Here is a 26,910-nt window from a genome sequence, read left to right on the forward strand (position 1 = left end):
AGCATATTTATTTATGCTTTTGCATCCTTGGCCTTGACCAGTGAGCGGCCTTCGCAGACCAGCACGCCATTAGCGTCGATGCAGGTGGCCCAGAGGTCGACCAGGTGCTTTTCGGGGCGCAGCCGCGTGATTTCGACCTTCGCCGTCAGTTCGGTGTCCGGCGAAGCCGGCGCGAGAAACCTGAGTTCCTGCTTGAGGTAATTGGTCCCCGGGCCCGGCAGCTTGACGCCCAGCAGATAGGAAAAAAGCGCGGCGATGAGCGGCTCGGGGATGCTCTCGGGAGCAGCCGTGCCGCCGAGAGCGGCAAAGTCTTCCAGATCTGTACGGCTGTAGCTGCGGCTGACACTTGCTGACTGACCAACCTGCATCACGCCACCTCCGTTTCGCCGACCAGCAGTTCCGCGCCATCCGCGGTTCTCGCCGCGCGAACCGAAAGCGTTCCCGGACATTCACCGCTGACCGTCAGCTCGACAGGCTCGCCGGTGTAGCAGGGATTTGGAAACATCATCGTCTGGCCCATTTGCCTGATTTCCGGGTGCGAGGCGATCAACAGTCCCCACAGCTTGGTGTAGATCAGCATGCCGTGGCTGACCGTGCGGCCGAAGGCGGTCCGGGCGGAAAAATCCGGATCGACGTGGATCGGGTTGTCGTCGCCGGAAATCCGGGCGAACAGGTCGAACTCCTGCTGTGACGGGGTCCATGTGGCAGACAGCTCGATCTTCATGGCAACATCGACCTCAATTCCGGCTTGCGAACCTTGCCGGCCGCCGTGCGCGGAAAATCCTCCACAAGCGTGATCCGGACCGGCACCTTGTAGGCCGCCAGCCTTTGCCGGCTCCAGCTCCTGAGCTCGTCAGGATCGAGACTGGCACCCGGCCTGGGGATGATGAAGGCGGCGCCCACCTCGCCCCATCTGGCGTCGGGCATGCTGATCACCGCGGATTCGAGCACATCGGCATGTTCATTGAGCACCCGCTCGACTTCGGCCGGATAGACGTTTTCGCCGCCGGAAATATACATGTCCTTGATCCGGTCGACGATGAAGATGTAGCCGTCTTCGTCGCGCCGCCCGACATCGCCGGTCCTGAGCCAGCCGTCCTCGGTGAAGGCGTCGCGCGTGGCCTTTTCGTTGAGGTAGTATCCCGGCGTGATGTTGGGGCCCCTGAGCTGGATCTCGCCGGCCCCCGCCTGCCCGGCGTCGACGCCGTCCAGCCGCATTTCGGTGAGCATCTGCGCGCGACCGACGGAGCCGATTTTCCGCTCGGCGTTTTCCGGATCCATCAGGAACACCGTCGGTCCGGTTTCGGTCATGCCCATCCCGTTGAGCACCTTGGCGCCGAGCCCGGCAAAGAAGCGGATCAGCGGTTCGGGCAACGGCGCACCGCCACAGCCGCAACGGACCGAGCACCAGTCGATATCGCCGACATCTGGCAGCAGGCTGAAGGCCTGGTAGATCGCCGGGACGCCGAAGAACTGGTTCACCCTGCTCTGTTTGAGCAGATCGAATATCTGGTCCGGTTCGAATTTTGGCAGAACCGTCGATGAGCCGCCCATCAGGAACAGCGGCAGGGTGTAGAGATTGATGCCGGCGGTGTGAAACAGCGGCAGGAAATTGACGGAGCGGTCTTCCGCCGTCATCCGCGACGCCTGGGAAATGTTGACGGCATTGGCCCAGGCCATCCGCGCGGTCTGGATCACCGCCTTCGGCCGCCCCGTCGTTCCCGAGGTGAACAGCAGGTACCAGGGCTGGTTGGCGTCGACCGCCTCTGAGCGTTGCTCCGCGCCAGCCTCGATCCAGGCTGCAAGATCGGTCTCGATCGCCAGTTGCGGAATGCCGCAAGTCGTTGCCACCGCTTCCGCCAGCCCGGCCTGCGCATGGTCGTGGATGATCGCCTTGGCGTCGACCGGTTCGAGCGTTTCGACAAGTTCGGGCGCCGGCTGCCGCCAGTTGAGCGGGCAGAGGATCACGCCGGTCTTCTGGCAGGCAAACAGCGTGATGAAGAACTCGACCCGGTTGAGGCAGAGGATCGCCAGACGGTCGCCTTGGGTAATGCCCGCCCGGCCAAGGCCGGCGGCAACCGCGTTCGCGGCATCATTGATTTCGGCAAACCGCCATTGCCGTCCGCTGTCCGCATCGATGAAGGCAATCGCGTGCGGCGAGATCTCGGCCCGTTTGGCGGCCATGTCGGGAATGGTGTCAAACATCTGCCGTGCCTCCCACGCGTTCGAGAAACCGCGACATGCCGCGCAGCGTGTCGGGCTGACTTATACGGTCAAGAAACGCCGTCGTTTCGGCTTGCAGCCGGGTCTCGATATGGCGGCGGCGGGCGCTGTCCCAGATCAGCGCCTTGGTCGCCAGACGGGTGCCGATCTCGCCGCTTGCCGCAAGCTCGAGTGCTCGCTCTTCCGGAATGTCGGAAACCGCCGTAGCCAGCCCCGCATCGCACAGCGCCTGGGCTGACAGACGCCGGTCCGATTGCAGCCATTCCGCCGCCCGGCCTGCGCCGATGCGTTCGGGCAGCAGCGCCGTCCAGCCGCCGTCCGGGGCAAAGCCGACTTGTGGATAGTAGGGCTGCACGAAAGCGTCAGGAGCAAGCACGGCCAGATCGGCGGCAAACAGCAGCCCGGCCGAGCCGCCGGTTATGGCGCCGCGCGCTGCCACAACCACCAGACGCGGCATCGCGATCAGCCGGGCGACGATCGTCTGCAGTAGTGGGACAACCGTGCGGGCATAGTCCTGGCCCCTGCCGTCAAGCGTAGCGGCATGAAAGCCGCGAACATCGCCCCCGCTTGAGAAGTTCCGCCCGCCGCACAGCAGGATGATCCTGGCGTCCTGCGCCTCCGCCCGGTCCAGCGCCGAGATGAGATCGCCGAGCAGTCCCGGCTCCAGCGCATTGGCGCGGCCACCGGAAAGTGTCAGCCGCACACAGGCAGCGCCGCCCGGCAGGTCGACCGTATCGAAGGCGACTTTCGCCGTCATGGCGCAATGCCGTCCCTGATCATCGAATAAGCCTCGTCAACGACATGGTCGATGTCGGCGGTCTCATCCCAGAGCACGTAGCGCTCGCCAAGTGTCTTGGCGATTCCCATCAGCGCCCACGCCCGGACCTCGGCGTCGCCGGGCCGCAATTCGCCCGATGCCTCGGCTTCACGCAGTTGGGCTGCATAGGCCTTGGCGAAATTGGTGAAATAGGCCTTGTAGGCCTCGACATCGATGAAGCGGGCTTCCTCGACGATCCGGTACAGCGAGGGGCGTTCGGCGACAAAGCGTAAAAAGGCCTTCAGGCCGGCGCGCTCGGCTTCAAGCCTGTTGGGCGCATCGGCCACCGCCTCGGTGACCATGGCGCGCGTCAGCTGCCCCATTTCCAGAACCAGTTCGCGGAAGACGTCTTCCTTGCTGGAAAAGTAGATATAGAAGGTGCCGAGCGCCGTTTTCGCATGACGGGTGATGTCGGCGATCGAGGCCGCAGAGAAGCCCTGCGTGCCGATCATCACCTCGGCAGCGCGCAGGATCTGCTCGCGCCGCTCGGCACCTCTCTTGGTTCTGGGATACGGGTTCGTTGCCATAAAACATGAATACTGATTCATATTTCAATTTGCAAGCGTGTTCGTCCCGCTTGGTTGGCCTGGGCGGTTACCCGATCAGCGCCGAACGCTCCACGCCAACCAGGCGCACCGGGGCCGAACTCAGCGCAGCGCCGCTTCGATGTTGCCGCCGTCCACGGTGACGACATGAGCCGTTGTCCGCTCGGACTTCGCGAGCGCCACAAATGCATCGGCGACATGATGCGCCTCGACCTCGGCCTTCAGCAGGTTGCCCGCCATGTAGTCGGAGGCGGAAACGCCCCTCGCCTCGGCGCGGGACCTGATGAAATCATCGGTCAGCAGGCCGGAGCGGATCCTGTCGGCATTGACGCCGTTGACCCTGACACCGGATCCACCGAGCTCCAGCGCCAGTTGCCGGACCAGGAAGAAGGTCGCGGCCTTGGGGAGCCCGTAGGCGCCAAAACCCTTGCCCGGATTGACCGCCTGCTTGGAGACGTTGAACAGCATCTGCCCGCCATGCCCCTGCGCGGCGAACACACTCGCAGCAGCCTTTGCCATGGCCAGGTGGGAGAAGAAATTGAGCTCGAAACTCGAGCGAAGTGTTTCGTCATCAAGGTCGAGAAGCATGCCCTGAATGGCGGCGCCGGCGTTGGAGACGAGCACGTCGAGGCCGCCGAAACGCCGCACGATCTCGCTGATTGCCCGCTCGGCTGCGCCTTTCTGTGTCAGGTCCGCAACCACAGCAAGACAGTTCGAACCGATGGAGGCCGCGGCGACCTTGCAGGCTTCCGGGTTGAAATCGATCAGGGCAATCGCAGCCCCCTCGCGGGCGAAGGCTTTCGCGGTGGCGAGACCTATGGCGCCTGCCCCGCCGGTCACCGCAACGATCTGTCCGGCGAAGGGCTTGGCCGCGGCCTTTGACAGCTTGGCCTGTTCGAGCGACCAGTACTCCATGTCGAAAAGATCATCCATCCCGATCGGCCGGAAGCCGCCGGCGGCCTCGCCCTGGCTCATCACCTCGACGGTCTGCTCGGCGATATCGGCGGCGGCCAACGCTGCAGACGCATCCTTGCCGATGCCGGCAATGCCGACGCCTTCGATCCATGCCACGCATGGGTGCGGCTCGAGCATGACCTTGCCGCCGCCAACTCGTTTGAACTGGGCCTCAAACATGGCGCTGTAAGCGGCGGCATAGTCCGCCACCTTCGCCTCGATGCCTTCACGTCCGTTGGCAAGATCATCCTTGCCGAGGACAAGCATGTTGCCCTTGGTGCGGATCACGTGATCAGGCGAGGCGACGCCGCGCTGCGCCAGATCCCCAAGATCGGTGCGGTGCAGAAATGCATTGATTGCCTCCCCACCCCGAATGTCCATCACCACAGGCCGGGGGGATGCATTGTGATGCTCGCCACGCAAAGCCGCAATCGCGCCGCGCAGCACCGGAAGCACTTCGGCCGCTGACGCCTCGCTGGCAAGCGAACGATCCCGCTTGACGGTGCAATCGAACTTCCGGCCCCCGTTCCTCGCCGCAAGCCACTCCTCGACCATGTTGGTGTGCTCGATCACCTTGTCGTAGCTCTCCTTCGCCGAAGCACCAAAGGTGAAATGGCCGTGCTTGAGCAGGATCAGCCCTTCGCAATCAGGATGGGCGTCGAAGACTTCGGCCGCCTTCTTCGCGAGGGCAAAGCCGGGCATGATGTAGGGCACGACGGCCAGCCGGTCGCCGAAAATCTCGCGGATCGCCGCTTCGGCATCCGGCAGGTTTGCCAGCGCCAGAAAGGCCGTGGCATGGGTGTGATCGACGAAGGTATGCGGCAGAAAGGCATGCAGCAGGGTCTCGACCGACGGGTTGGGCGCAGCCGAGTCAAGCAGGTTAGAGCGCTGCATGTTGACCATGTCCTCATCGGACAGGGCATCAAGCTTGCGCATTTCAAGCAGCGGCTCGAGCCGGACCCCGGGCAGGCCGGGCGCCTCGAGCGTGTCGAGATCCCAACCGCTGCCCTTGACGTGCAGGACTTTCTGCATCGCGCCGAACAGGTCCCGGCGCTCGGTCTTGACCGAGGTGTTGCCACCGCCATGCATGACAAGATCGGGATCGGCGCCTATGATGCGGGAGGAATAGACCCTGAGCGCCAGCGTGCGGTCAGCCGGATCGGCGCCCGCCGCATCGACCCGCGCCTGGGCTTCCTTGTCATTCCACCTGTTTTGCCTCATTACCGTCTCCTGCCCATGTGAATGTGTCGCATTTGACAAAAGTCATTCGCTATTGTCAAATGTATATATTGGTGATGGATCGAAATGCCTCAGAACTCAACCAGGCGCTCAACCAAACAGATCAGCGGCGAGGATATCGTCGTTGAAACCGCATGGCTTTACTATCATGACGGACTCAACCAGAGCGAAATAGCCAACCGGCTCTTGGTGTCGCGCGCCACGGTGGTCAACTATCTGCAGGAAGCCCGCGAGCGCGGTTACATCCACACCAAGCTCGCGCCCGAGGCTTTCAACACCCATCGCGCCGCGCTGGAATTGCGCGACCGGTTCGGTCTCAAGGCCGCCTATATCCTGCCCGACGGCACCGGCGGCCAGGATGACCACGCGAGCCGCATCATCCGGGGTGCTGCGGACTGGCTGCCAAGCCTGCTGGAACCGGGCGACCGGCTCGGCGTCGCCTGGGGCAAGACCATCTACGATGTCGCCGAACGCCTTGAGCAGACCACCATCGCCGACCTGACAGTGCTGCAGCTGGTCGGCTCGATGGCCACGCCTTATGGCTTTTCCGCCGATGTCTGCTCCTCCAACGTGGCGCGCAAATTCTCCGCCAAATGCATCAACCTGCATGTGCCCGCAATCCTGAGCACCGCTGAAATTGCCGCCACCCTCCGGGCGGAATCGCTCATCTCAAAGCAGCTCGACGCGATCAGCGACTGCAACAAGACACTGTTCGCCGTGGGATCCTGCAAACCCGACAGCCATGTTGCGTCGAGCGGCGTCGCCACCCAGAAAGAGCTGGAAGACTATATCGCCAACGGCGCGGTCGGCGTGCTCTGCGGCCGCTTTATCGATGCCAAGGGTGATCCGGTCTCCGGCCCGCTCGATGACCGGATGATGGGGATCGAGCTCGAGGAGCTTCGGCACCGTGACATGGGAATCCTGGTGTCGGTCGGCGAAGAGCGGGTGCCGGCGGCCGTTGCCGCCATCAGGGGCGGATATGCCACCCACGTGGTCACCAACCAGAGCTGCGCCGCTGCGATGATGGAACTCGCCTGAGACGGATGCCGCTCAGGCGATCCCCAATCAGGCGGCGCTGCGGCGTTCGGGAAACAGACCCAGCAGTCCCTCGCGGCTGGCCTCCGTGACACCGCGCTCGGTGATCAGGCCAGTGACCAGGCGTGCCGGCGTGACATCAAAGGCCGGATTGCCGCCGGGCGTGCCATCCGGGGAAATCTGCACCGAAGTGACGCTGCCATCTTCCAGACGGCCAAAGACATGGGTGACCTCGCGGTCATCACGCTCCTCGATCGGGATTTCGCGAACGCCGTCATCCACCGTCCAGTCGATCGTGCTCGAGGGAAGCGCCACATAGAACGGCACATTGTTGTCGTGGGCGGCCAGCGCCTTGAGATAGGTGCCGATCTTGTTGCAGACATCGCCTGAGGCCGTCGTCCGGTCGGTGCCGACGATGACCATGTCGACCTGGCCATGCTGCATCAGATGCCCGCCGGCATTGTCGACGATGAGATGATGCGGAATGCCGTGGCTGTTCATTTCCCAGCTGGTGAGCTGGGCGCCCTGGTTGCGCGGACGGGTCTCGTCGACCCAGACATGGATCGGAATGCCTGCGGTTGCCGCGTGATACATCGGCGAGGTGGCCGTGCCCCAGTCCACCGTCGCCAGCCATCCGGCATTGCAGTGGGTGAGGATATTGACCGGCATGCCGGGTTTCTTGGTGGCGGCGATCTTCCGGACGATCTCCAGGCCGTGCACGCCGATCATGCGGTTGGTCTCGACATCGGCGTTGCAGATCTCTTCGGCTTTGCGGAAGGCCACCGCGGCGCGCTCGCTTTCGGGAAGAGACGAAAGAACACCGCGCATTTCATCGAGCGCCCAGCGCAGGTTGACCGCCGTCGGCCGGGTCTCGTGCAGCCGCTCCCAGGCATTGTCGAGTGCTTCATCTGAAGCGTTACGCTGCATCTCGATGGCGACGCCGTAGGCGGCGGTGGCGCCGATCAGCGGCGCGCCGCGCACCCACATGTCCCGGATCGCGGTGGCGAATTCATCAAGCGTGTCGAGTGCGACCACCCGGAACTCGTGCGGCAGCCAGCGCTGATCGATGATCATGACCCTGGACTTTTCTCCATCGAACCAGATCGACCGGTAATGCGTATCGCCAACCTTCATTCCTATGCTCCCGTTTCAGCGCGCCGCGCCGCTGCCAGCACGGCATCCATGCCGGTCAGGCGGTTTCTGTTGATGACCAGGAATTGCCCCAGCTTGAGACACTTGGCCTCGCAGCGGGCCTTCAGATCCTCGTCCTCGATGGTGTCGAGTTCGGCCACATGGGCGAGGCCCAAGATACGGCGGTGCATCTCGATGCCGGCGAAGCCGACCAAATCACGGAAGATCTCGCCCAGCAGCTGCTCGGCAGCGCTCTCCGAGGCGAAATGATGTCCCTGATCCTCATAGAGCGCCTTCGGGTAGAGGATGCCGGTCCGTTCCGTACGCCACAGGCGCAGGAATTCCTGGCGGTAGACCGACCAGGTCTCGTCAATGACCGAGAGGATCCAGTCCTGGAAACCGCGGCAGGCATCGGCGTCGGAGATATGGGCCGGCATGGCGTGATAGGCCATGAGGTAGTTGCCGATCAGCATGCCGATGTCGAAGCCGAACGGCCCGTAGAAGGCAAACTCGGGATCGATGATCCGCGACTGCTCGCCGGTGACCATGATCGAGCCGGCATGAAGATCGCCATGGCACATGGTTTCACCGCGCGAGGTGAACGCGCGCTTCATGTGCTGAACCTCGACCTTCAGCGCCTCGTCCCGGCGCAGGTCGGCGACAATGCCGTCAAGCTGCGGTGTGGTGTGCCGGTTCATCTCAGCATCGTAATAGGGATCGGTGAAGACCAACGACTCGGTAATGTCGCACAGCTCGACATTTCCGGCGAAGAGAGCCGCGTCGGCTTTCTTGTCGCCCGCCGTCATTGACAAATCCGACCCGCGAAAGGCGGTGCGCGCAGCAAACAATCCCAAGGTCTGGCCCAACCCCGCAACCTTGCGCCCTTCCATGGTCTGCTGGCGCAAAATAATATGCGGCTGCAGCCGTTCCATGACGATGAGCGCCTGGCTTTCATCAAAATGCAGGACCTGGGGCACGCTGCCCGGGTCCCGCGCCTCCTGGCGGATCAATGCATGATACTCGAAGAACGCGCGCTTGAGCGGCAGCGGCCAGCTGTCACCTACCAGGCGCACATAGGGAAGCGCCTGCTTGACGATGACACTGCCAGCGTCACCTTCCACGATGAAGACGAGATTGAGGTTGCCGTCACCGACTTCCCGCACTGTCCAGGCATCGGCATTGCCGCCCACGGCCTGCTTCATGACGTCGAGTCCGCCCAGGCGCTGGCCAAGGGTTTCCGGCGATAAAGGTTTGTAGTCGTTGCTCAAAACCATCCTCCCAAATGACAGTCAAGGCTGCGTATCGTGCAAGCCTAGTGCCCATTTCAATCATTTGTCAATACGTATTGACTTTTGTCATCGCTGCTGTTTTCATCATAGCGGGAGGACAGCATGAACGGAACTCTTTGCGATCTGCGGGGCGTGGACAAGTCGTTCGGGGACAACCGTGTCCTCAAGCAGCTTAACCTGTCGCTGCCCGCCGGATCGGTCACCGTGCTGATGGGCGCGAACGGCGCGGGCAAGTCCACCCTGGTCAAGATCCTGAGCGGCGTACACGCGCTCGATGCCGGCTCGATCACGCTGCTGGGCAAGGATTTCCGCCCGTCAACACCTTCAGAAGCCATCCGCGCCGGCGTCGTTACCGTGCACCAGAACATCAATGACGGGGTAATTCCTGATCTCGATGTCGCCTCCAACCTGCTGATCGACCGGCTCGCCGAGCCGGGCTACGGCTTCTTTCTCAAGCGCCGGCAGAATTATACCGATGCCGAACGCATAGCCAGCCAGATGGGGCTTGCGCTCAATGTGCGCCAGTCGGTGGCAGAACTGGGCGTCGCCGACCGGCAACTGATCGCCATTGCGCGGGCCATGGCGCATGATCCGCAGCTGCTCATTCTCGACGAGCCGACATCATCGCTCTCAGCCTCCGAAGCCGAACGGCTGTTCCTTCTCATCGAACGTCTTTCGGCCAAGGGCGTTGCCGTTCTCTACATTTCGCACCGGATGTCGGACATCCGCCGCATCGCCGACCGCATCGTGTCGATGCGCGACGGCGAGATTTCCGGGGTCTTCGAGGGCGAAGAGCTCGACTATGAAGGCGCGGTCAACGCCATGCTCGGCCACCGCATGACCGATGCCGACATCAGCATCGGCGCCCCCGGCAGACGGGTGCTGGAAATCACCGATCTCCGGCTGCTCTCCGGCAGCAAGCCGTTCGATTTCAACCTGAGCGAAAACGAGGTGGTTGCCGTTACCGGCCTGCTCGGCAGCGGCAAGAGCGCCTTCGCCCAGAGCCTGTTCGGACTGGGCCGCCCTGCCGGTGGACAGATCCGGATTGACGGCAAGGATTATGCGCCGGCGAATCCCAAGGCTGCGATAGCGCGGGGTGTGTTCATGTCAGCCAAGGACCGGGCCAACAATGCCGTGGTTGCCGATTTCGACATCACCCGCAACATCACCTTGCCCTTCCTGGCGCGCTACTCGAACCTGTCCTTCATCAAGCGCTCGGACGAGCGTAGCACCGCCAACGAGATGATCGAGGCGCTGTCGATCGTTTGCCAGGGCGAGACCGATTCGATCGGCACGCTGTCGGGCGGCAACCAGCAGAAGGTGATGCTGGCCAGGTGGCTTGCCGAGCAATGCCGGCTGCTGCTGCTCGACGAGCCTTTCCAGGGTGTCGACATTCGCGCCCGCCGCGATATCGGCCGCAAGATCCGCGAAACCGCGAAGAACCGGGCGACCCTGGTGTTTGTCTCGGAACTCGACGAGGCGCTGGAAGTCGCCGACCGCATCATCGTCATGACCGAGCATTCGGTCGCGGCGGAATTCAGAAACGAGAACGTGGATCTCAACGAGATTCTCACCGCAGTAACCGGGGCCATGCCGGCAGATGCCGGCAGCGCCGCAAGGACAGCACACGCATGAGCATGAACCAGACCGAAACCTCCAGCGCGGGTTCGCGCGCGCCAAAACCGCAGCCCGGCTCCAACGGGCTGATCGACATCGCCATCCGGTACGGCTTCCTGGCGCTCCTCGTCGGCCTGGTGATCTTCTTTTCGGTCTTCGCCAACGGTTTCGCCGGACCGCGCAGCGCGGTGTTCATCTTTCAGTCGGTGGCGATCACCGGCATCCTGGCGCTCGGCGTCACCTGCACGCTGGTGGTCGGCGGCTTCGACCTGTCGATCGGCTCGGTCGCCACCTCGTCGATGATGCTGGCGGCCTACATGATGGTGGTGCTTGAACAGCCCGCTTTTGTCGCCATCATCGCCTGCCTGGCGATGGGTGCCTTCATCGGCCTGATCAACGGCCTGCTGATCGTCAAGACAAAGGTGCCCGACCTGTTGGCGACGCTCGGCATGATGTTCCTGCTGGTCGGCCTGCAGCGCATTCCGACCGAAGGCCGCTCGATTGCCATGGGCATGACACTGCCCGACGGGTCGACGGCGGAAGGCACCTTCTCGCCGCTGTTCCTGCAGCTTGGCCGGCACCGGTTCGACTTCATGCTGGAAAACCTTTTGCCGGCTCCGGTGATCTTCCTGGTGGTCATCGGCATTCTGGTCTGGGTGTTCCTCGAGCTCACCCGGCACGGCCGGCTGATGTATGCCATCGGATCGAACGAGCGGGCGGCCAGCCTGACGGGCACCAATGTCAACAACTACAAGATCCTTGCCTACATGATCTCGGGCGTTCTGGCATCGATCGGCGGCATGCTGCTTGCAGCCCGTCTCGGGCGTGGCGACATCGCCTCGGGCACCAATCTGCTGCTCGATGCGGTTGCCGCAGCCCTGATCGGCTTTGCGGTGCTGGGTGCTGCCAAGCCCAATGCCTTCGGCACCGCCATGGGCGCGCTGTTTGTGGGCATCCTGCTGCAGGGCCTGACGATGATGAACGCGCCCTACTACACGCAGGATTTCATCAAGGGCCTGGTGCTGGTCATCGCCCTTGTCTTCACCTTCTCGCTTTCGGCCCGGAAGGCCGGCGGCCACTAAGCAAGACCAATCATTTAACGGAGGAAAACAGCATGAAAATCATACGCAGAAAAGCCCTGGCCCTCTTTGCGGGCCTCGCCGCTGCAGCCGTCACCCTGCCCGCGAGCCTTGCAACGGCTGCAGACATGCCGGCGCCGCTCGACAACCCCGGCGATGTGAAGATCGCGCTGGTGCGCTATCTCTCCACCGGTGACTTCTTTCAGGCCTATCTGTCGGGCGTGGAAAAGCAGGCCGAAGCACTTGGCGTCGATCTCCGGGTCCTCGACAGCCGTCAGGACGCGGCCCTTCAGGCCGACATGGTCGACCAGGCAATTGCATTGGGCGTCGACGGGATCATCATCCAGCACGGCCTGACGGAATCGATGAAGGAAGCCGCCCAGCGCGCGGTGGACGCCGGCATCAAGGTCGTGGCCTTCGACGTCAATGTCGAAAACGACGCGATCCCGCAGATCGAGCAGTCGGATTACCTGCTCGGCAAGCTGGCGCTGGAACAGGCGATCAAGGACAACGGCACCGAATGGAAGGCCGGCTATGTCTACGTGCCCGGCATCGCTCCGCTCGACCGCCGTCACGTCGCATGGGAAGAGGTCAAGGCCGCCAATCCGGGTATCGTGGAAGCCGCCCAGATCGGCACGCTCGACAACCCGATCGCCAACTCGAACGCCAACCAGGCACGCTCGGTGCTGCAGGCAAACCCGGACATCTCGGTGTTCTTCGCTCCCTATGACGAATTCGCCAAGGGCGTGAAGATCGCGGTGGACGAAGCCGGCATGTCGCAGGACATCAAGATCTATTCCGCCGACGTCTCGACCGCCGACATCTCGGCGATGCGCGAGCCTGACAGCGCCTGGGCGGCAACCGTTGCGACCAACCCGGCAGTTGTCGGCGAAGTCTCGGTACGGGCTCTCGCCATCATGCTGACCGGCGGCGAACCCGGTGCCCAGGTGGTGGTGCCGCCAACCCTGATCACGCAGGACTTCCTCATCGAGAACGACATCAAGAACATGGAAGAACTCTCGGCCAAGATGCCGCAATTTGCCCATGCCGATGTCGCGATGACCGACTGGATGCCGCTGCCGGCACGCTGATCCAACATCCCTCCCAGGATGGAAAGGCCGCATCTCCGGATGCGGCCTTTTTTCTGCGCTCACATCGCTTCTTCAAGCCCTCGCCAAACCACACAGGTCAGCGGCTTTCGGCAAGGCCAAAGCCATTTCAGCAGGCTCTCCTTGCGGCAAAAAAATGGGGCCGGTCTTTCAACCGCGCCCCACAGTTTCCAGGACAGACCCCGGTTGTTTCAATCAGGCCGCTATGCTGTCGACGGCGTCGCGCATGGCGCGCACCGCCTCCCCGATCGCCTCGCCGGCGCGCAGCAGGCTGCCGCCGAGCAGGAAGACCACGTCCTCGCCATACATCGAGACCATGTCGCCTGCGCGCTCCACGCTCATGCCGCCGCCGGGGCTCGGCATCATCGGCCGGCCGATGCCGTCGGACGCGCGGCAGGCCTCTGCAATCGACAGGCATTCCTCGACGCTGAAGCCGAAGCGGCCGCCGACATTGGGGAACACCGAAATGTCGGATCCGGCCAGACGCTGGAACACGCCGTACATGATGGCGTGGGAAACACCGGTTTCAGGCGTCAGCACAAAGGGGCCGGTGAAACTCGGATGGGTCATGATCGGCAGATCGAAGGACGGATCGCGCGACAGCGCCTGCACCACGCCAAAGCCCATCAGGCCGGGCATCAGCAGCAGGCCACCGGCGCCCGCCTCCCTGGCCTGGAACGCCTCGTCCACAGGCGAACCGGTGTGGCCGGTCACGTTGACGAAATAGAGTGCCGAGCCGCCGGACCTGGCGTTGGCTTCGGCGACAGCGTCGCTGACCGCCTTCACACGTTCGCCGAACGGCGCCATCTTCTGGTTGGCGAGACCGTGATCGTCCTTGATGATATCGGCACCGCCAAGCGTGCAGCGATAGGCAATGTCGGCGAGCTGCTTCACGCTCGAGCCCTGCGGCTTGATCACGGGCGAGATGAGTCCACCACGGCTTCGCCCCGAGCGCGCGCGAACACCTTCGATGCCAAAGCGCGGGCCGGCGAAACGCTCGCGGATCACCCGGCCGGGCTCGAAGCCCGTCACGCGAATATTTTGCTGGATCGAGGAATTGCCGAAGATCACGTTGATCAGCTGGATGATCTCGTCGCCGGCGCTGTCGGGACTGTAGGAGATCTCCGCCTCATAGGTATTGCCGCGAAGATGCCTGACGCTTTCAATCTGGCCGACGATCTCGTCGCTTATGTAGCCCGCTGGCACGATGTCGCCGGGGATTTCCACCGTCTGTTCGAGCGCGATGCCAAGCGCCCGCTGGTCGGCGTCCTGCGGGCTGTCCGCCAGCAGCCGGTAGCGGACGCGGAACCGGGTGTCGTCCGCCATCCCTACAGCGCCTCCGCCTTGACGGCGGAATGAACCGCCTCGACCCGGGCGCTGGCAAGCGCTTCCTCGTCGATGCCGGTCGAGGCGCCGATGATGCGCTCGATGCCGCGCACCAGTGCACCGGCATCAAGACCGTAATGCTTCATCAGGTAGGGCTTCGAACCGCCATGGGCATAGGTGTCGTTGAGACCAAGCCGCACCAGCGGCTTGCCGACGCCGTTGTCGGCCATGATCTCGGCGACCAGCGAGCCGACCCCGCCGGTGATGACGTGGTTTTCGAGCACCACGACGCCCTTGGAGACCGAGCCGATATGATCGAGCAGCGCCTGCTCGTTGAACGGCTTGATGGTGTGGATGTGCAGATGCCGGATCGAGACACCGGCCCTGGACAGCGCGTCGCGGGCACGGAGTGCTTCTTCCGTGGCAATGCCGGAGGTGACCACCAGAACATCGGCTCCCAAGGAAAGTTCGCGCATTTCGCCGACCTTGATCGGGCTGTCGAACAGGCGCGGAACCGAGCCGCGCAGGACGCGGCAATAGACCGGACCGTCGATGGAATCGGCTGCCTCGCAGATGCTCTCGACCTCGGTGGCGTCGCCGGTTTCGAGGATCGACATGTTGGGGATCGACCGCATGACGGCGACATCCTCGATCGCCTGGTGGGTCATGCCGCCGGGCGTGGTGATGCCGGGCAGGAAGCCCATCAGGCGCACCTTGCGGCGCGGATAGGCGACCGATGCCATGAGCTGGTCGTAAGGCCGGCGATAGAGAAAGACGCCGAACGAATGCAGGAACGGGCGGTAACCGGCAAGCCCGAGGCCACCGGCAAAGCTCATCATGTTCTGCTCGGCCATGCCGAGCGACAGGAACTGGTCCGGGTGGCGGTCGCGAAAACCGTCGATCTCGCAGGACGAGGTCAGGTCGGCGGACAGGCACAGCACATCGGGATGCTTGACGGCGTAGGCCTCGAAGGCCGACGCATAGGGGCGATTGACCATCTCAACCATCAGTGCGTCTCCAGTTCAATCGGGTCGATACCAAGCTCGGCGGCGATGGAAGCATTCATTTCGGCGCGCTCCTCCTCGGACTTGAACCGCACATAATGCAGCCGCGGGAAGCGCTTCTGCAGGAAGCTCATGCCCTGTGTGGGCGAGGAGCGGGCCAGGATGATCAGCGGCTGGCCTTCGTGCGGCTCGTTCCTGGCCTGGCGCATGGCGCCCAGATCATGCGCATCGATCTCGACACAGACGGCACCAAAGGCGCGGAACTTGGCGGCGATGTCGCGGACTTCCATCACCGAATCCATGGCTCCGTCGCACTGCTGGTCATTGACATCCATCAGCGCCCAGAGATTGTCGATGCCGTGGTGGGCGGCTGCCTGCACCGCTTCCCAGGTCTGGCCCTCCTGGACCTCGCCATCGGACATGAAGACGCAGACCCCACCGCTTTCGCCACGGCGCTTGCGACCGAAGGCGAGGCCCGCGCCGGTCGACAGGCCGATGCCCAGCGTGCCGTTGTGGACTTCCATGCCGGGCGAATGCTCGGCGCCGATCATCTCGACCGACGAGCCATCCTTGTTGAACATCTCGAGGCCTTCGGCATCCATCCGGCCGGTCTCGATCAGTGTCGCATAGGCCACCAGCGCGTAATGCGCGGGCGCAATGAACAGCCGGTCATACTGGGGCTCGAACGGGCCATTGTAACCGGCGCCGGTGACATAATCCGGATTGTCGGCGGAGGGGACGCCGGCGAAAGGCCTGGGCACTGCCGGCAACACCGGCTCGCCCAGATCCAGGGCCTCGTTATAGAGGAACGCCAGTTGCTCGGCGGCCGAGCAGGCCTGGCTGAGATAGCCGCCATTGTTGCGCATCGAGTGCTCGAACACCCGTCTGCGAATTCCCATGGCTACGTCTTCGGTCGAACGTTTGTTGCGCACATCTGCCTCCCTCATTCATGGCGACAATGTCGCGATAATAGACAAATGTCAACATTGATGGCAAATGTATAAATGGTGCGGTTCCGAGGGCGAAACCCAGAAATGGAAACGCCGGACACCACAGGGTGCCCGGCGTTTCGATCTTGCTCAGAAGAGCCTTGTATCAGCCGCCGACTTCGCCGGAGATGATGTCACCGAAGGTTTCCCAGCGCTCGCCGTTGAACTTCATCAACTGCATCTGCTCGATCGGGAAGTAGTCGGTCTCGGTCGTGTTCATCGTCATGCCGGGCAGGAACAGCGGCAGGGTGACGTCCTTCATGCTGGCAGCCTGCTTGAGCACGTTCTCGCGCGTCAGGTCATCACCCGCCTGATCAAGGATGTGCACCATGGTCTGCGCCACCGAATATCCGTAGGTGGTGAAGCTCGAGAGCTTGTCACCGTCCGGATAGTACTTGTCCATGAAGGCGTTCCAGTCCTTGGCGCCCTGGTCGTCCGCCCACTGGGGATCCTGCATGTCCTTGAGATAGGCGGTGGAGATGAGACCGGTGGAAGCTTCCAGTCCGGCAGGCGTGAGAACCGCGCCCACCGAGTTGGAAACGTTGGCGACGATCTGGGTTGCATCCCAGCCGATCTCGTGGGCCTTCTTGATGCCCTGAGCGGCGAATTTCGGCGTCGCGAAACTGACAAAGACATTGGCGCCGGAAGCCTTCAACTTGACAACCTGCGAGTCCACGACCGGCTCGGCAACTTCGTAGGAAGCTTCGGCGACGACCATGTCGGCCTTGTCACCAAGCCCGGTCTTCAGACCATTGAGCAAGTCCTTGCCGAAATCGTCGTTCTGGAACATCACGGCGATCTTCGCATCGGGCATTTCGGAAGCGATCCAGCGACCATAGATGATGCCCTCGCTCTGGTAGTTGGGCTGCCAGCCCATCGTCCACGGGGCTTCTCCCGGATTGCCGAACTTGGTGGCTCCGGTGGCAACGAGAAGCTGAGGCACCTTCTTCATGTTCATGTACTTCTCGATCGCCGAGTTCGACGGCGTTCCGAGCGACTGGAAGATCAGCAGAACCTCGTCGCTCTCGACGAGCTTGCGTGCCTGCTCCACCGCCTTGGGCGGCGAGTAGCCATCATCATAGGACAGGAAATTGACCGTGCGTCCGTTGATGCCGCCTTCTTCATTGACCTTGTCGAAATAGGCGGAAATCGTCTTGGCAATGGTCGAGTAGGCCGAGGCCGGCCCGCTGTAGGGCGCAATGTTACCGATCGTGATTTCCGTATCGGTCACGCCAGGCATGTCTGCCGCCTGGCTGAGTGCCGGAAGTGACAGCCCGGCGCTCAAGACAAGCCCCGCGCCCACAAATTTGAGCATGTTACGTCGTTTGTGCATGGTTTCCTCCCTTTAAGGTTGCACTACCTATTCATACTCCGCTTGGACAACGCTGTCAGCGCCGCCTTCAACAGGCCTCCCAGCCCGGTTGGTATTGCGTACATCATGAGGATCATGATGAGGCCGTAGACGGCGCCTGACAGGCCCTTGGACAGTTCCTCGGCGATATTGGGCACGAACATGATGAAGGCCCCGCCGAACAGCGCGCCGGGCAGCCAGCCGACGCCGCCGACCACAAGCCCAACGACAAGGGCCACGGAGAGCGTGAATGTAAATGAATCGGGCGAGATGTACTGGACAACGATGGCGCCGAGCGCACCGGCGACACCGGTGTAAAGCGCGCTGACACCGAAGGCCAGAGATTTGAAAAGCGGCGTGTTCACGCCCATCGATCCTGCCGCAATCGGATTGTCGCGGATCGCCATCAAGGCGCGGCCGGTCCGACTGCCGACGAGGTTTCTGGCGCAGACATAGGCCAGCAGACCGATGGCGAAAGTCAGGAAGTAAAGCCACTGATCGGGGTTAAGGGGCAACCCGAACGGCGCGTCAGGCTTGGAGATCACGATCCCCATGACACCGCTTGTCCAGTGCTCGAAAGGCGACAGCTTGAAGAGTTGCGGGGTGACGACGGCAAGCGCAAATGTCGCCAGCGCCAGATAGACACCTTCCAGACGCAACGCAGGCAGCCCGAACAGGAAGCCGACAACGAAGCAGATGATGCCGGCCACCGGCAGGGTCCACAGGTAGCCGATACCGAACTGGTCCATCATGATGGCGGCAGTATAGGCCCCGACGGCATAGAATGCGCCATGGCCCAGCGAGAACTGGCCGTTGATGCCGGTGAGGATATTGAGCCCGAGGATCGCGATCGCGTAGATCATCATCATCGTCAGCTGGAAGATCAGGAAGTTTCCGGACAGGAAGGGCGCGGCAATTCCGATCGCGAGCAGGATGACGCCGGCCGTCCGCATGATCTTCGCGTTGCTTGTGGCCGCGGCGGGTTGAGGCAGGCTCACACCCTGCTTGGCCGGAGCCTGGCCGTCGGCGGTGGTCGTGGTGTTTGCGGACATCTATCAGACCCTCTGTACGACGGTGCGGCCAAACAGGCCTGTGGGCTTGAACACCAGAACGGTGACGATCAGGAACAGCGCGATCGGCAATTTCAGTTCGCCACCGATCTCCGGGATGTAGGTGCCGGCGAGGTTCTCGATGATACCGACCATGAAGCCGCCAAAAACAGCACCGGTCGGGCTGGTCAACCCGCCAAGCACCGCGCCTGCAAAGCCGTAGAGCAGGATCGACAGCATCATGTTGGGTTCAAGAAAGACGATGGGCGCTATCAGAATGCCGGCGACAGCGCCAATCGCCGCCGCCATGCCCCAGCCGAGCGCGATCATCCAGCCGACCCGGATACCGACCAGGCGGGCCGATGCGGGATTTTCGGCGGCGGCGCGCATGGCGAGGCCGACCCGTGTGTACTGGAAAAACAGGAACAGCATCACAAGCACTGTCATGGTGACCGCGATCATGCCGATCTGGTGATTGCTGATCAGGCCGCCGAACTGCGAGCCTTCGCCGAAGGGGCTCGGGAACGGCTTGATGGTGAAGTCCCAGATGAACCCGGCAAGGCTGTTGATGATGGCAAAGAGGCCGATGAAGACGACGATGTGGCTGAGCACCGGGGCGTCTCCGAGAGGCCGGATCACGAGCCGCTCGATGGCGACGCCGCCAGCAAAGGAAACGACCACTGTCAGCGGAATCACCAGCCAGTAGGGCACGCCCCAGGCCAGCATCTGCCAGGCGATGAAGGTGGAGAACATCGCCATTTCGCCCTGGGCAAAATTGAGGTGGTGAATGGCCTGATAGATCATTACCACGGCGAGTGCCATGCAGGCATAGATTCCGCCGGTGGCGATGCCGGTGATCAGTTGCTGTGCGAGAAGCTCCATCGTTTCCCCCTCAATAGCCGAGATAGGCGGCGCGGATTGTTTCGTTGTCGCGGATTTCCGCGGCGGTACCCGACATCACGATGCCGCCGGTTTCAAGGACGAAGGCGGTGTCGGCCAGTTCGAGAACCACACCGGCGTTCTGCTCGACGATCAGCATGGCGACATCCTCCTCCTCGTTGACCTTGCGCAGGATCGAGAACATTTCCTGGACGATCATCGGGGCCAGACCAAAGGAGGGCTCGTCCAGAAGCATCAGGCGCGGCCGGAGCATCAGCGCCCGGGCGATAGCCAGCATCTGCTGCTCGCCGCCTGACAGGGTGCCTGCCTGCTGGGCGCGGCGTTCGCGAAGCCGCGGAAACCAGTGATAGACCTGCTCCATGTCACGCGCGATCTCGGCCCGGGAGCTGCGCGTCATGGCCCCGCATTCGAGGTTTTCTTCGGTGGTCAGGCCGGTAAAGGTGCCGCGGCCCTCGGGAACATGCGCCACACCCATGCGGACGATTTCCTCGGTCGCCTTGCTGCCGATATCATTGCCGTCATAGCGGATGGTGCCGGATCGCTTGATCATGCCACACAGGGCACGGAGCGTCGTGGTCTTGCCGGCGCCATTGGCACCCAGAAGCGTCGAGATACCGCCCTTCTCGACGGAGAAATCAAGACCGTGCAAGACCCGGAAATCGCCATAGGAGGCGTGAAGGCCGGTGACTTCGAGTAACTTGCTCATTCGGACTGGCCTCCCAGATATGCGGCAATCACGTCAGGATTTTGCTGAACCTCGGCCGGCGTGCCCTCGGCAATCTTGCGGCCGAAGCTGAGGACAACGACCTTGTCCGATATCGACATCACCAGGCCCATGTGATGTTCGACCAGCAGGACGGTGACACCGCGATCATCGCGGATGTGCTGGATGAGGCGGCCAAGCTCGCCCACCTCGTCATGATTGAGACCGCCGGCCGGTTCGTCGAGCAACAGCACGCCGGGACGGGCGGCAAGCGCGCGGGCAATCTCAACCCGCTTGCGGGTTCCGAACGGCAAGCCGTCCACCGGAAGATCTGCGACGCTGCCCAGTTCGAGATACTCGATCAGTTCGCTGACAGTGGCGTCGACCTCGGCCTCCTGGCGGCGAACCCAAGGCAGGCGCAGCGCATCGGAGAAGAAATCGCTGCGGCTGTTGGCATGGGCGCCGACGCGGATATTGTCACGCACGGACATGCGCTGGAACAGCGCCACATTCTGGAACGAGCGGCCGATGCCGACCGCTGGCATCTCGTGCGCTTTCTTTGCCAAGACCGATTTGCCATCATAGAGAATGTCACCCGATGCCGGGGTGTAAAGCCGGCTGAGGCAGTTGAACAGCGTGGTCTTGCCCGCTCCATTGGGGCCGATCAGACCCAGAATCTGCCCCTTGTGCAGCTCGAAGGCGATGCCGTCCAGCGCCACGATTCCGCCAAATCGCACGACGACGTCGCGCACGGCAAGTTGGGGTGGCGAACTGACGGGTTGAGCTTGCATCAGGGACCTCCATGCTCCGGTCTGTTTTCATGCATGCCAGCAGTTCGTGCCGCGGGCATCCAGTTGTGATCCGGCCGAAGCGGCCGTTTTCCGTTCAGGGCATCATCGACAACGCGGACGAGTGACGCCATCACCGGACCGACCTCGTTGTAGAGGCGTTCAGGCGGGAAATGATGGGGTGGCGCACCGCAATTGAAGGCGTAGGTTCCCGATCCGTCGGCAGCGACCAGGGGCGCGCCTGCGGCGTAGATGTCGGGCCGCCACTCACCGGTGGAAACGACAAAGCCGAACTGCTCGTAATCAGCCATGGCCTTGTCCATGGTCTTGCGCATCAGCATGCCCTTTTCGGGATGCTTCTCGACGGCGGCGAGCACATGCTCCTCGCGTTCCGCTTCGGGCAAGGTGACGAGCAGCGCGCGGCCCATGGCGGTTTCGACCAGCGGGATGCGCGAACCGATTTCGAGCTGCACGGTAAATGTCGCGGAGCCGCGAGAAATTCCGACGTAAAGTGCCTTGTTGCGATCGAGCACACCAAGCGCAACCGGCGCCGCAAGCACTTCCGCGGCCTGGTCCATGAAGTCGCGGGCGACGTGACGAATGCCGAGATTGGCGAGCGCCGCATAACCCAGCGTGATGGTGCCGGGAGCAAGCTGGTATTTGCCGAGCCTCGGGATCTGCATCAGATAGCCGAGTTCGCACAGCGTATAAGTGAGGCGGGTCACGGTCGGCTTGGGCAGTCCGGTGCGCTCCGCAATCTCCTGATTGCTCAGAAATCCGTCGCGTGGATGGAAGCAGCGCAGCACTTCAAGCCCCCGCGCAAGCGCGGTCACGAACTTGCGGTTGCCGTCGTGGCCAAGGCTCGATTTTTCAGCGACAACGCCGTCAGCGTTGCCACGTGCATTGGCTGTCATGCAGCCGCTCCTCCCTTTGTTGACAAACAATCCATCACATTCTAGCAGAGAGGTCAAATAATAAAATTGAATTTCGCACTGCGAAACTGGGAGGTTGTTTGCGGACGATGGAGGAGGCCAGATCCGTACATGAAACGACCGGCGGGAGCCCTGAAACGGCCCTGCCCGAGTGGTCGAGCCATGCCGCCTTCAGGCCGGTGGCCGAGCTGGACCGCGCTGCACGCCGGACAGAGGTCGCAACCGACGAAGGCTTTGCGGTCTGGCGCGAATGGGGCTCGGGCCCGGCGCTGGTGATGCTGCATGGCGGCGCCGGATCGTGGAGCCATTTCTTCCGTCAGATCCGCTTCCTTGCACAGGATTACCGGGTGATTGTGCCAGACCTTCCGGGTTTTGGCGATTCGGCCGATTGCAACCGCGACGCCGATCCGCACCGGATGGCCCGCATTCTTGTCGCCGGGATCGATCGGCTGATCGGGGCCGAGCGGTTTTACCAGGTCGGGTTCTCCTATGGCGGCATCATCGGCAGCTTCGTGTCGCGCCTGGTCGGGCCGAGGATTGGCGGCTTCGTGATCGTCGGCGGTGTCGGCTTCGAGGCGCGGCGGCATGATGTGACGCTGTCGAGCTGGCGTCACATTCCGGATGCCGGGCAGCGCCGCGCCATCCACAGGGACAATTTGCTGGCAATCATGATCGCCGACCCGGCGCGGATCGATGATACGGCCATCCTGATCCAGCAATCCAATGCCGAGCGTTCGCGTCACGACACCCGCCCGACAGCCCGGACCAAGCCGCTGACCGCAAATCTCGATGCAAGCCGGGTCCCGCTGGCGACCATCTGGGGCGAACACGACCAGCTCGCCGCGCCCTATTTCGAAGAACGTCGCGCATGGCTTCTGGCGCGCGATCCGGAAGCATCGTTCAAGCTTGTTGACGATGCCGGTCACTGGGTTCAGTACGAAGCCGCAGACGCGTTCAATGCGGCATTGACAGATTGCCTCCGCTCGTTTGCACAACGGGCGGACAAATGAATTCATTTCTGGGAGGAAAACATGGCTGGTGATGTAACTTACTCGGTGGACGGGGCTGTCGCGGTGGTCACGATCAACAATCCACCGGTCAATGCCTTCGGATTTGATGTCAGGCACGGCGTGATCGAGGCCATGAACCGGGCCGAGGCCGATCCGGACGTCACCTGCGTCGTGCTGACCGGCGGCGGCCGGACCTTCAGCGGCGGCGCCGACATCACCGAGTTCGGCAAGACGCCGCGCGAACCGTCGCTGCCCGATGTGAACACGCGCTGCGAAACCATGAGCAAGCCGGTGGTCGCGGCGATCCACGGCTTTGCCTTCGGCGGCGGGCTTGAGGTCTCCTTGTCCTGCCATGGCCGGATCGCCACCGCGGACGCCAAGCTGGCGCTTCCCGAAGTCAAGCTCGGCCTGATCCCCGGCGCCGGCGGGACCCAGCGGCTGCCGCGGCTGATCGGGCCCGAAGCAGCACTTGACGTGATTGTTCCGGGCAACCCGGTTGGCGCCAGGAAGGCGCTTGAGGTCGGCATTCTCGACCGCGTCGCGGGCGAAGACCTTCTGGCCGATGCCAAGGCCTTTGCGCTCGAACTTGCGGCAGCGGACGAAAAACCCTCGGCGCTGCGCGACCGCGAAGACAAGCTTGAAGCCGCGCGCCGCGACCCTTCGGCGCTTGATGCTCACGCCGCGACCCTGACCAAGAAAGCCCGCGGGCTCGAAGCTCCGCTGGCCTGTGTCCGCGCCGTGCGCATGGCGCTCGACACGCCGTTCGACGAGGCGCTGGCCAAGGAACGCGAAATCTTCATCGAGCTGATGAACGGCGACCAGTCGAAGGCGCAGCGGCACCTGTTCTTTGCAGAGCGGGAGGCCAACAAGATCCCGGGCATCGACCGCGACGTGCGGCCGCGCAAGGTCAGCAAGGCCGCGGTGATAGGCGCCGGCACGATGGGCGGCGGCATCGCCATGGCGCTTGCCAATGGCGGCGTCCCGGTGACCATCCTGGAAATGAATCAGGAAGCGATCGACCGCGGCATGGCGGTGATCCAGCGCAACTACGACACCTCGGTCAAGCGCGGTTCGATATCCGCCGAGGAGCGCGACAAGCGGCTGGGACGGCTGAGCACGACGACCAGCTATGACGACATTGCAGACGCCGACCTCGTTATCGAGGCGGTGTTCGAAGAGATGTCGGTCAAGAAGGTGGTGTTCGGCAAGCTTGACGAGGTGATGAAGCCCGGCGCCATCCTCGCGTCAAACACCTCCTATCTCGATGTCGACGCTATCGCCCAGATGACCAAGCGTCCGGCGGACGTGCTGGGGATGCATTTCTTCTCGCCTGCCAACGTGATGAAGCTGCTGGAGATCGTCCGCGGCAAGGAAACAGCCCCGGACGTGATCGCCACCGCGCTGGCGCTTGGCAAGCAGATCGGCAAGGTGCCGGTGGTCGTCGGCGTTTGCCACGGCTTTGTCGGCAACCGCATGCTGTCGTCGCGCTCGGCGGAGAACGAATCGCTGCTGCTGGAAGGCGCCTCGCCGGCCGATGTCGACAAGGCGTTTCTGGATTTCGGTTTCTCCATGGGACCCTTCGCGATGGGCGATCTCGCCGGTCTCGATATCGGCTGGCGGACCCGCAAGTCGCTTGGCCAGACCGCTGCGATCGGCGACGCGCTCTGCGAGGCGGGACGCTTCGGCCAGAAGACCGGCAAGGGCTTTTACAGCTACGAGGACGGGCCGCGCGACGCGAAGCCCGATCCGTGGGTCGACGCGCTGATTGCGGAAAAGGCCGGGGAACTTGGCGTGAACCGGCGCAGCATCAGCGCAGACGAGATCGTTGAGCGGACGATCTACCCGATGATCAACGAGGGCGCCAGGATCCTCGAAGAAGGTATCGCGCTCCGGCCGTCCGACATCGACATCGTCTGGATCAACGGCTACGCCTTCCCGATCGGCAAGGGCGGGCCGATGTTCTGGGCGGAGCAGGCTGGCCTTGAGCACATCGTCGAGCGGCTTGAATTCTGGCATGGCAAGACCGGCAATCCGGTGTTCGAACCTGCGGCACTGTTGCGCAAGGCGGCGAAGGAAGGCAGTTCGCTGGCATCCGCGATGGCCGGCAAGGACGATGTCGCATGACCGCCGGGCGGCATGCCTGGGAAGCGTCCTACCCGGACAACATGCGGTGGGACACTCCGATCGTGACAGGCAGCCTTCCGGCCCTGCTTGACGCGGCGGTCGCGGAATGTCCCGAGCGGAACCTGCTCGAGTTCCGTGGCTGGTCAATGAGCTACAGGCAACTGCGCGATGAAGCGGAAGCCTTCGCCGCAGCGCTGCTGGCGGCGGGCCTTGCCAAGGACCAGACCGTGGCGCTGTTCCTGCCGAACACGCCCTGGCATCCGGTTGCCTTTTTCGGAACGTTGAAATCCGGCGCGCGGCTGGCGCATCTCTCGCCGCTGGATGCGCCGCGCGAACTGGCGCACAAATTGACCGATTCGGGCGCGCGCACCATCGTGACGACCAATATCGGGGGCATGCTCGCCGGCGCGATCAAGTTGATGGAGGCGGGTCTCGCCGACCGGGTCATCGTTGGAGACGACAGCCGATTCGGGGGCGACAATCCGGCGCGGGAAGAGATCCCCGCGCGCGATGACGTGATCCGGTTCGACGCATTCTGCGCGAGCGGAGCAGCGCCCGGCGCATGGCCGGCAATCCGCGAAGACGATATCGCCTTGCTACAGTACACGGGCGGGACGACCGGACCGGCAAAGGGGGCGATGCTGACCCATGCCAACCTGACCGCGGCTGTCTCGAGCTATGACATCTGGTTCGAAGCACTCTACGGCGATCCGGAAGAGGGCGAGAAGGTTCTCTGCGTCCTGCCGCTGTTTCATATCTACGCGCTGACCACGATCCTGCTTCTGGGGATCAGGCGACGGGCCGAGATCGTGCTGCACATGCGGTTCGATGCGACCCAGGTGCTCAACGACATCCAGGCCAAGAAGATCACCACGTTCCCCGGCGTGCCGACGATGTGGATCGCGCTGGCCAATCACCCGGACCTGATGAAGACCGACCTCTCCTCGCTTGTGCGCTGCTCTTCCGGTGGCGCGCCGCTGCCGGTGGAAGTCGGTCAGCGGTTCGAAGGCCTGACCGGCCAGCGGCTCGCCGGCGGATGGGGCATGACCGAAACCTCGCCGGCAGGCACCAACCTGCTGCCGTTCGGCGAAGCCAAGCCCGGATCAATCGGCATGCCCTTGCCCGGCGTCGAATTGCAAGTGGTCGATCTCGACGATCCGCACCGGATCTTGGCCGTCGGCGAAGTCGGCGAACTCCGGGTGCGCGGCAAGAACGTGACGGCGGGCTACTGGAACAAGCCGGAAGAAAACAAGGTCGCGTTTGCCGACGGTTTCTTCCTTACCGGCGATGTCGGCTACATGGCGCCAGACGGCTATTTCTATATCGTCGACCGCAAGAAAGACATGATCATCTCGGGCGGCTTCAACGTCTATCCGCAGATGATCGAACAGGCGATCTACGAGCACCCAGCGGTGGGCGAATGCATCGTGCTGGGCATTGCGGACGAGTATCGCGGCGAGGCTGCGAAGGCTTTCGTAACGCTCAAACCGGGTGCCGAGCCGTTCTCGCTCGAAGAGCTGGTCACGTTTCTGCAGGACCGCCTCGGACGTCACGAACTGCCCGCGGCGCTGGAATTCCGGGACGAACTTCCCAAGACATCGGTCGGCAAGCTGTCGCGCAAGGAACTGCGCGACCTCGAAAGAGAAAAAGCCACACCCGGCCAGGCAGCCAAATCATCAGACACTCCAAAGTGAAG

At 63.0% G+C, this 26,910-nt stretch carries 24 protein-coding genes; 7 read left to right on the top strand and 17 right to left on the bottom strand.

Annotated features, from left to right (window positions below; all coding sequences use genetic code 11):
• Nucleotides 1-11: 11 nt before the first annotated feature.
• The 6 genes from SPHINGO391_RS17240 to SPHINGO391_RS17265 all read right to left on the bottom strand — a co-directional run bounded on the left by SPHINGO391_RS17240 (nt 12) and on the right by SPHINGO391_RS17265 (nt 5,760).
• A complete protein-coding gene (locus SPHINGO391_RS17240) occupies nt 12-368 on the bottom strand; it encodes a phosphate acetyltransferase (RefSeq protein ID WP_244615227.1) in 357 nt (118 codons plus the stop codon).
• Nucleotides 368-724, bottom strand: a complete 357-nt coding sequence (locus tag SPHINGO391_RS17245) for a MaoC/PaaZ C-terminal domain-containing protein (RefSeq protein WP_152009993.1) — start codon at nt 722-724, stop codon at nt 368-370. Before SPHINGO391_RS17245 ends, SPHINGO391_RS17240 begins: the two co-directional genes overlap by 1 nt.
• Entirely contained in the window at nt 721-2,205 is a 1,485-nt protein-coding gene (locus SPHINGO391_RS17250; protein WP_152009994.1) for an AMP-binding protein, read from the bottom strand. Before SPHINGO391_RS17250 ends, SPHINGO391_RS17245 begins: the two co-directional genes overlap by 4 nt.
• Complete coding sequence (locus SPHINGO391_RS17255; RefSeq protein WP_152009995.1) at nt 2,198-2,980, bottom strand: enoyl-CoA hydratase/isomerase family protein; 783 nt, start codon at nt 2,978-2,980, stop codon at nt 2,198-2,200. Before SPHINGO391_RS17255 ends, SPHINGO391_RS17250 begins: the two co-directional genes overlap by 8 nt.
• Nucleotides 2,977-3,567 carry a TetR/AcrR family transcriptional regulator gene (locus tag SPHINGO391_RS17260; protein ID WP_152009996.1) on the bottom strand — a complete coding sequence of 197 codons (591 nt, stop codon included), beginning with the start codon at nt 3,565-3,567 and terminating at the stop codon, nt 2,977-2,979. Before SPHINGO391_RS17260 ends, SPHINGO391_RS17255 begins: the two co-directional genes overlap by 4 nt.
• 120 nt (nt 3,568-3,687) lie before the next feature.
• Entirely contained in the window at nt 3,688-5,760 is a 2,073-nt protein-coding gene (locus tag SPHINGO391_RS17265) for a bifunctional aldolase/short-chain dehydrogenase (protein WP_152009997.1), read from the bottom strand.
• A gap of 84 nt (nt 5,761-5,844) precedes the next feature.
• Between SPHINGO391_RS17265 and SPHINGO391_RS17270 the strand changes: the two genes are divergently transcribed.
• Nucleotides 5,845-6,816, top strand: coding sequence for a sugar-binding transcriptional regulator (locus SPHINGO391_RS17270; RefSeq protein WP_152009998.1), 972 nt, complete (start codon nt 5,845-5,847; stop codon nt 6,814-6,816).
• A 27-nt stretch (nt 6,817-6,843) separates the two neighbouring features.
• Here the strand turns inward: SPHINGO391_RS17270 and mtnA are convergent, their stop codons facing one another.
• Both mtnA and mtnK read right to left on the bottom strand, forming a co-directional pair.
• On the bottom strand, nt 6,844-7,947 hold the full coding sequence (gene mtnA / locus SPHINGO391_RS17275; RefSeq protein ID WP_152009999.1) for an S-methyl-5-thioribose-1-phosphate isomerase: 1,104 nt from the start codon (nt 7,945-7,947) through the stop codon (nt 6,844-6,846).
• Between the two features lie 2 nt (nt 7,948-7,949).
• Nucleotides 7,950-9,218: an S-methyl-5-thioribose kinase gene (gene mtnK, locus SPHINGO391_RS17280; RefSeq protein WP_193217331.1), complete on the bottom strand. Its 1,269-nt coding sequence runs from the start codon at nt 9,216-9,218 to the stop codon at nt 7,950-7,952.
• Nucleotides 9,219-9,335: 117 nt separating this feature from the next.
• Between mtnK and SPHINGO391_RS17285 the strand changes: the two genes are divergently transcribed.
• The 3 genes from SPHINGO391_RS17285 to SPHINGO391_RS17295 are packed head-to-tail and all read left to right on the top strand — an operon-like array spanning nt 9,336 to nt 13,020.
• Nucleotides 9,336-10,868: a sugar ABC transporter ATP-binding protein gene (locus SPHINGO391_RS17285; protein ID WP_152010001.1), complete on the top strand. Its 1,533-nt coding sequence runs from the start codon at nt 9,336-9,338 to the stop codon at nt 10,866-10,868.
• The gene (locus SPHINGO391_RS17290) at nt 10,865-11,932 is read left to right on the top strand and encodes an ABC transporter permease (RefSeq protein WP_244615228.1); all 1,068 of its coding nucleotides are present in this window, start codon (nt 10,865-10,867) and stop codon (nt 11,930-11,932) included. The genes SPHINGO391_RS17285 and SPHINGO391_RS17290 overlap by 4 nt, the downstream gene beginning before the upstream one ends.
• Before the next feature lie 32 nt (nt 11,933-11,964).
• Entirely contained in the window at nt 11,965-13,020 is a 1,056-nt protein-coding gene (locus SPHINGO391_RS17295; RefSeq protein WP_152010002.1) for a substrate-binding domain-containing protein, read from the top strand.
• 213 nt (nt 13,021-13,233) lie between these two features.
• Here the strand turns inward: SPHINGO391_RS17295 and SPHINGO391_RS17300 are convergent, their stop codons facing one another.
• The 9 genes from SPHINGO391_RS17300 to SPHINGO391_RS17340 form a co-directional block, all read right to left on the bottom strand.
• Nucleotides 13,234-14,364, bottom strand: a complete 1,131-nt coding sequence (locus tag SPHINGO391_RS17300) for a RuBisCO large subunit C-terminal-like domain-containing protein (protein ID WP_152010003.1) — start codon at nt 14,362-14,364, stop codon at nt 13,234-13,236.
• A 2-nt stretch (nt 14,365-14,366) separates the two neighbouring features.
• On the bottom strand, nt 14,367-15,371 hold the full coding sequence (locus tag SPHINGO391_RS17305; protein WP_152010004.1) for a transketolase C-terminal domain-containing protein: 1,005 nt from the start codon (nt 15,369-15,371) through the stop codon (nt 14,367-14,369).
• Entirely contained in the window at nt 15,371-16,300 is a 930-nt protein-coding gene (locus SPHINGO391_RS17310; protein ID WP_152010005.1) for a transketolase, read from the bottom strand. Before SPHINGO391_RS17310 ends, SPHINGO391_RS17305 begins: the two co-directional genes overlap by 1 nt.
• A gap of 163 nt (nt 16,301-16,463) precedes the next feature.
• Nucleotides 16,464-17,597, bottom strand: coding sequence for an ABC transporter substrate-binding protein (locus SPHINGO391_RS17315; RefSeq protein ID WP_244615445.1), 1,134 nt, complete (start codon nt 17,595-17,597; stop codon nt 16,464-16,466).
• 116 nt (nt 17,598-17,713) lie between these two features.
• Nucleotides 17,714-18,760, bottom strand: coding sequence for a branched-chain amino acid ABC transporter permease (locus SPHINGO391_RS17320; RefSeq protein ID WP_152010006.1), 1,047 nt, complete (start codon nt 18,758-18,760; stop codon nt 17,714-17,716).
• Between the two features lie 3 nt (nt 18,761-18,763).
• Nucleotides 18,764-19,639 (bottom strand): branched-chain amino acid ABC transporter permease, encoded by an 876-nt coding sequence (locus tag SPHINGO391_RS17325; protein WP_152010007.1) that lies wholly within the window; start codon nt 19,637-19,639, stop codon nt 18,764-18,766.
• Between the two features lie 10 nt (nt 19,640-19,649).
• Complete coding sequence (locus tag SPHINGO391_RS17330; protein ID WP_152010008.1) at nt 19,650-20,363, bottom strand: ABC transporter ATP-binding protein; 714 nt, start codon at nt 20,361-20,363, stop codon at nt 19,650-19,652.
• Nucleotides 20,360-21,151, bottom strand: coding sequence for an ABC transporter ATP-binding protein (locus tag SPHINGO391_RS17335; protein WP_152010009.1), 792 nt, complete (start codon nt 21,149-21,151; stop codon nt 20,360-20,362). The genes SPHINGO391_RS17330 and SPHINGO391_RS17335 overlap by 4 nt, the downstream gene beginning before the upstream one ends.
• A complete protein-coding gene (locus SPHINGO391_RS17340) occupies nt 21,151-22,062 on the bottom strand; it encodes an IclR family transcriptional regulator (RefSeq protein WP_152010010.1) in 912 nt (303 codons plus the stop codon). The genes SPHINGO391_RS17335 and SPHINGO391_RS17340 overlap by 1 nt, the downstream gene beginning before the upstream one ends.
• 107 nt (nt 22,063-22,169) lie before the next feature.
• On the opposite strand from SPHINGO391_RS17340, the gene SPHINGO391_RS17345 reads away from it, so the two are divergent.
• The 3 genes from SPHINGO391_RS17345 to pimA are packed head-to-tail and all read left to right on the top strand — an operon-like array spanning nt 22,170 to nt 26,908.
• Nucleotides 22,170-23,090 carry an alpha/beta hydrolase gene (locus SPHINGO391_RS17345; protein WP_152010011.1) on the top strand — a complete coding sequence of 307 codons (921 nt, stop codon included), beginning with the start codon at nt 22,170-22,172 and terminating at the stop codon, nt 23,088-23,090.
• A gap of 21 nt (nt 23,091-23,111) precedes the next feature.
• A complete protein-coding gene (locus SPHINGO391_RS17350) occupies nt 23,112-25,214 on the top strand; it encodes a 3-hydroxyacyl-CoA dehydrogenase NAD-binding domain-containing protein (RefSeq protein WP_152010012.1) in 2,103 nt (700 codons plus the stop codon).
• Nucleotides 25,211-26,908: a dicarboxylate--CoA ligase PimA gene (gene pimA, locus SPHINGO391_RS17355; protein ID WP_152010013.1), complete on the top strand. Its 1,698-nt coding sequence runs from the start codon at nt 25,211-25,213 to the stop codon at nt 26,906-26,908. Before SPHINGO391_RS17350 ends, pimA begins: the two co-directional genes overlap by 4 nt.
• The last annotated feature ends 2 nt before the right edge of the window (nt 26,909-26,910 follow it).

The sequence above is a fragment of the Hoeflea sp. EC-HK425 genome, assembly GCF_902498795.1.
In the GTDB taxonomy this organism is placed as follows: Bacteria; Pseudomonadota; Alphaproteobacteria; order Rhizobiales; family Rhizobiaceae; genus Hoeflea; species Hoeflea alexandrii.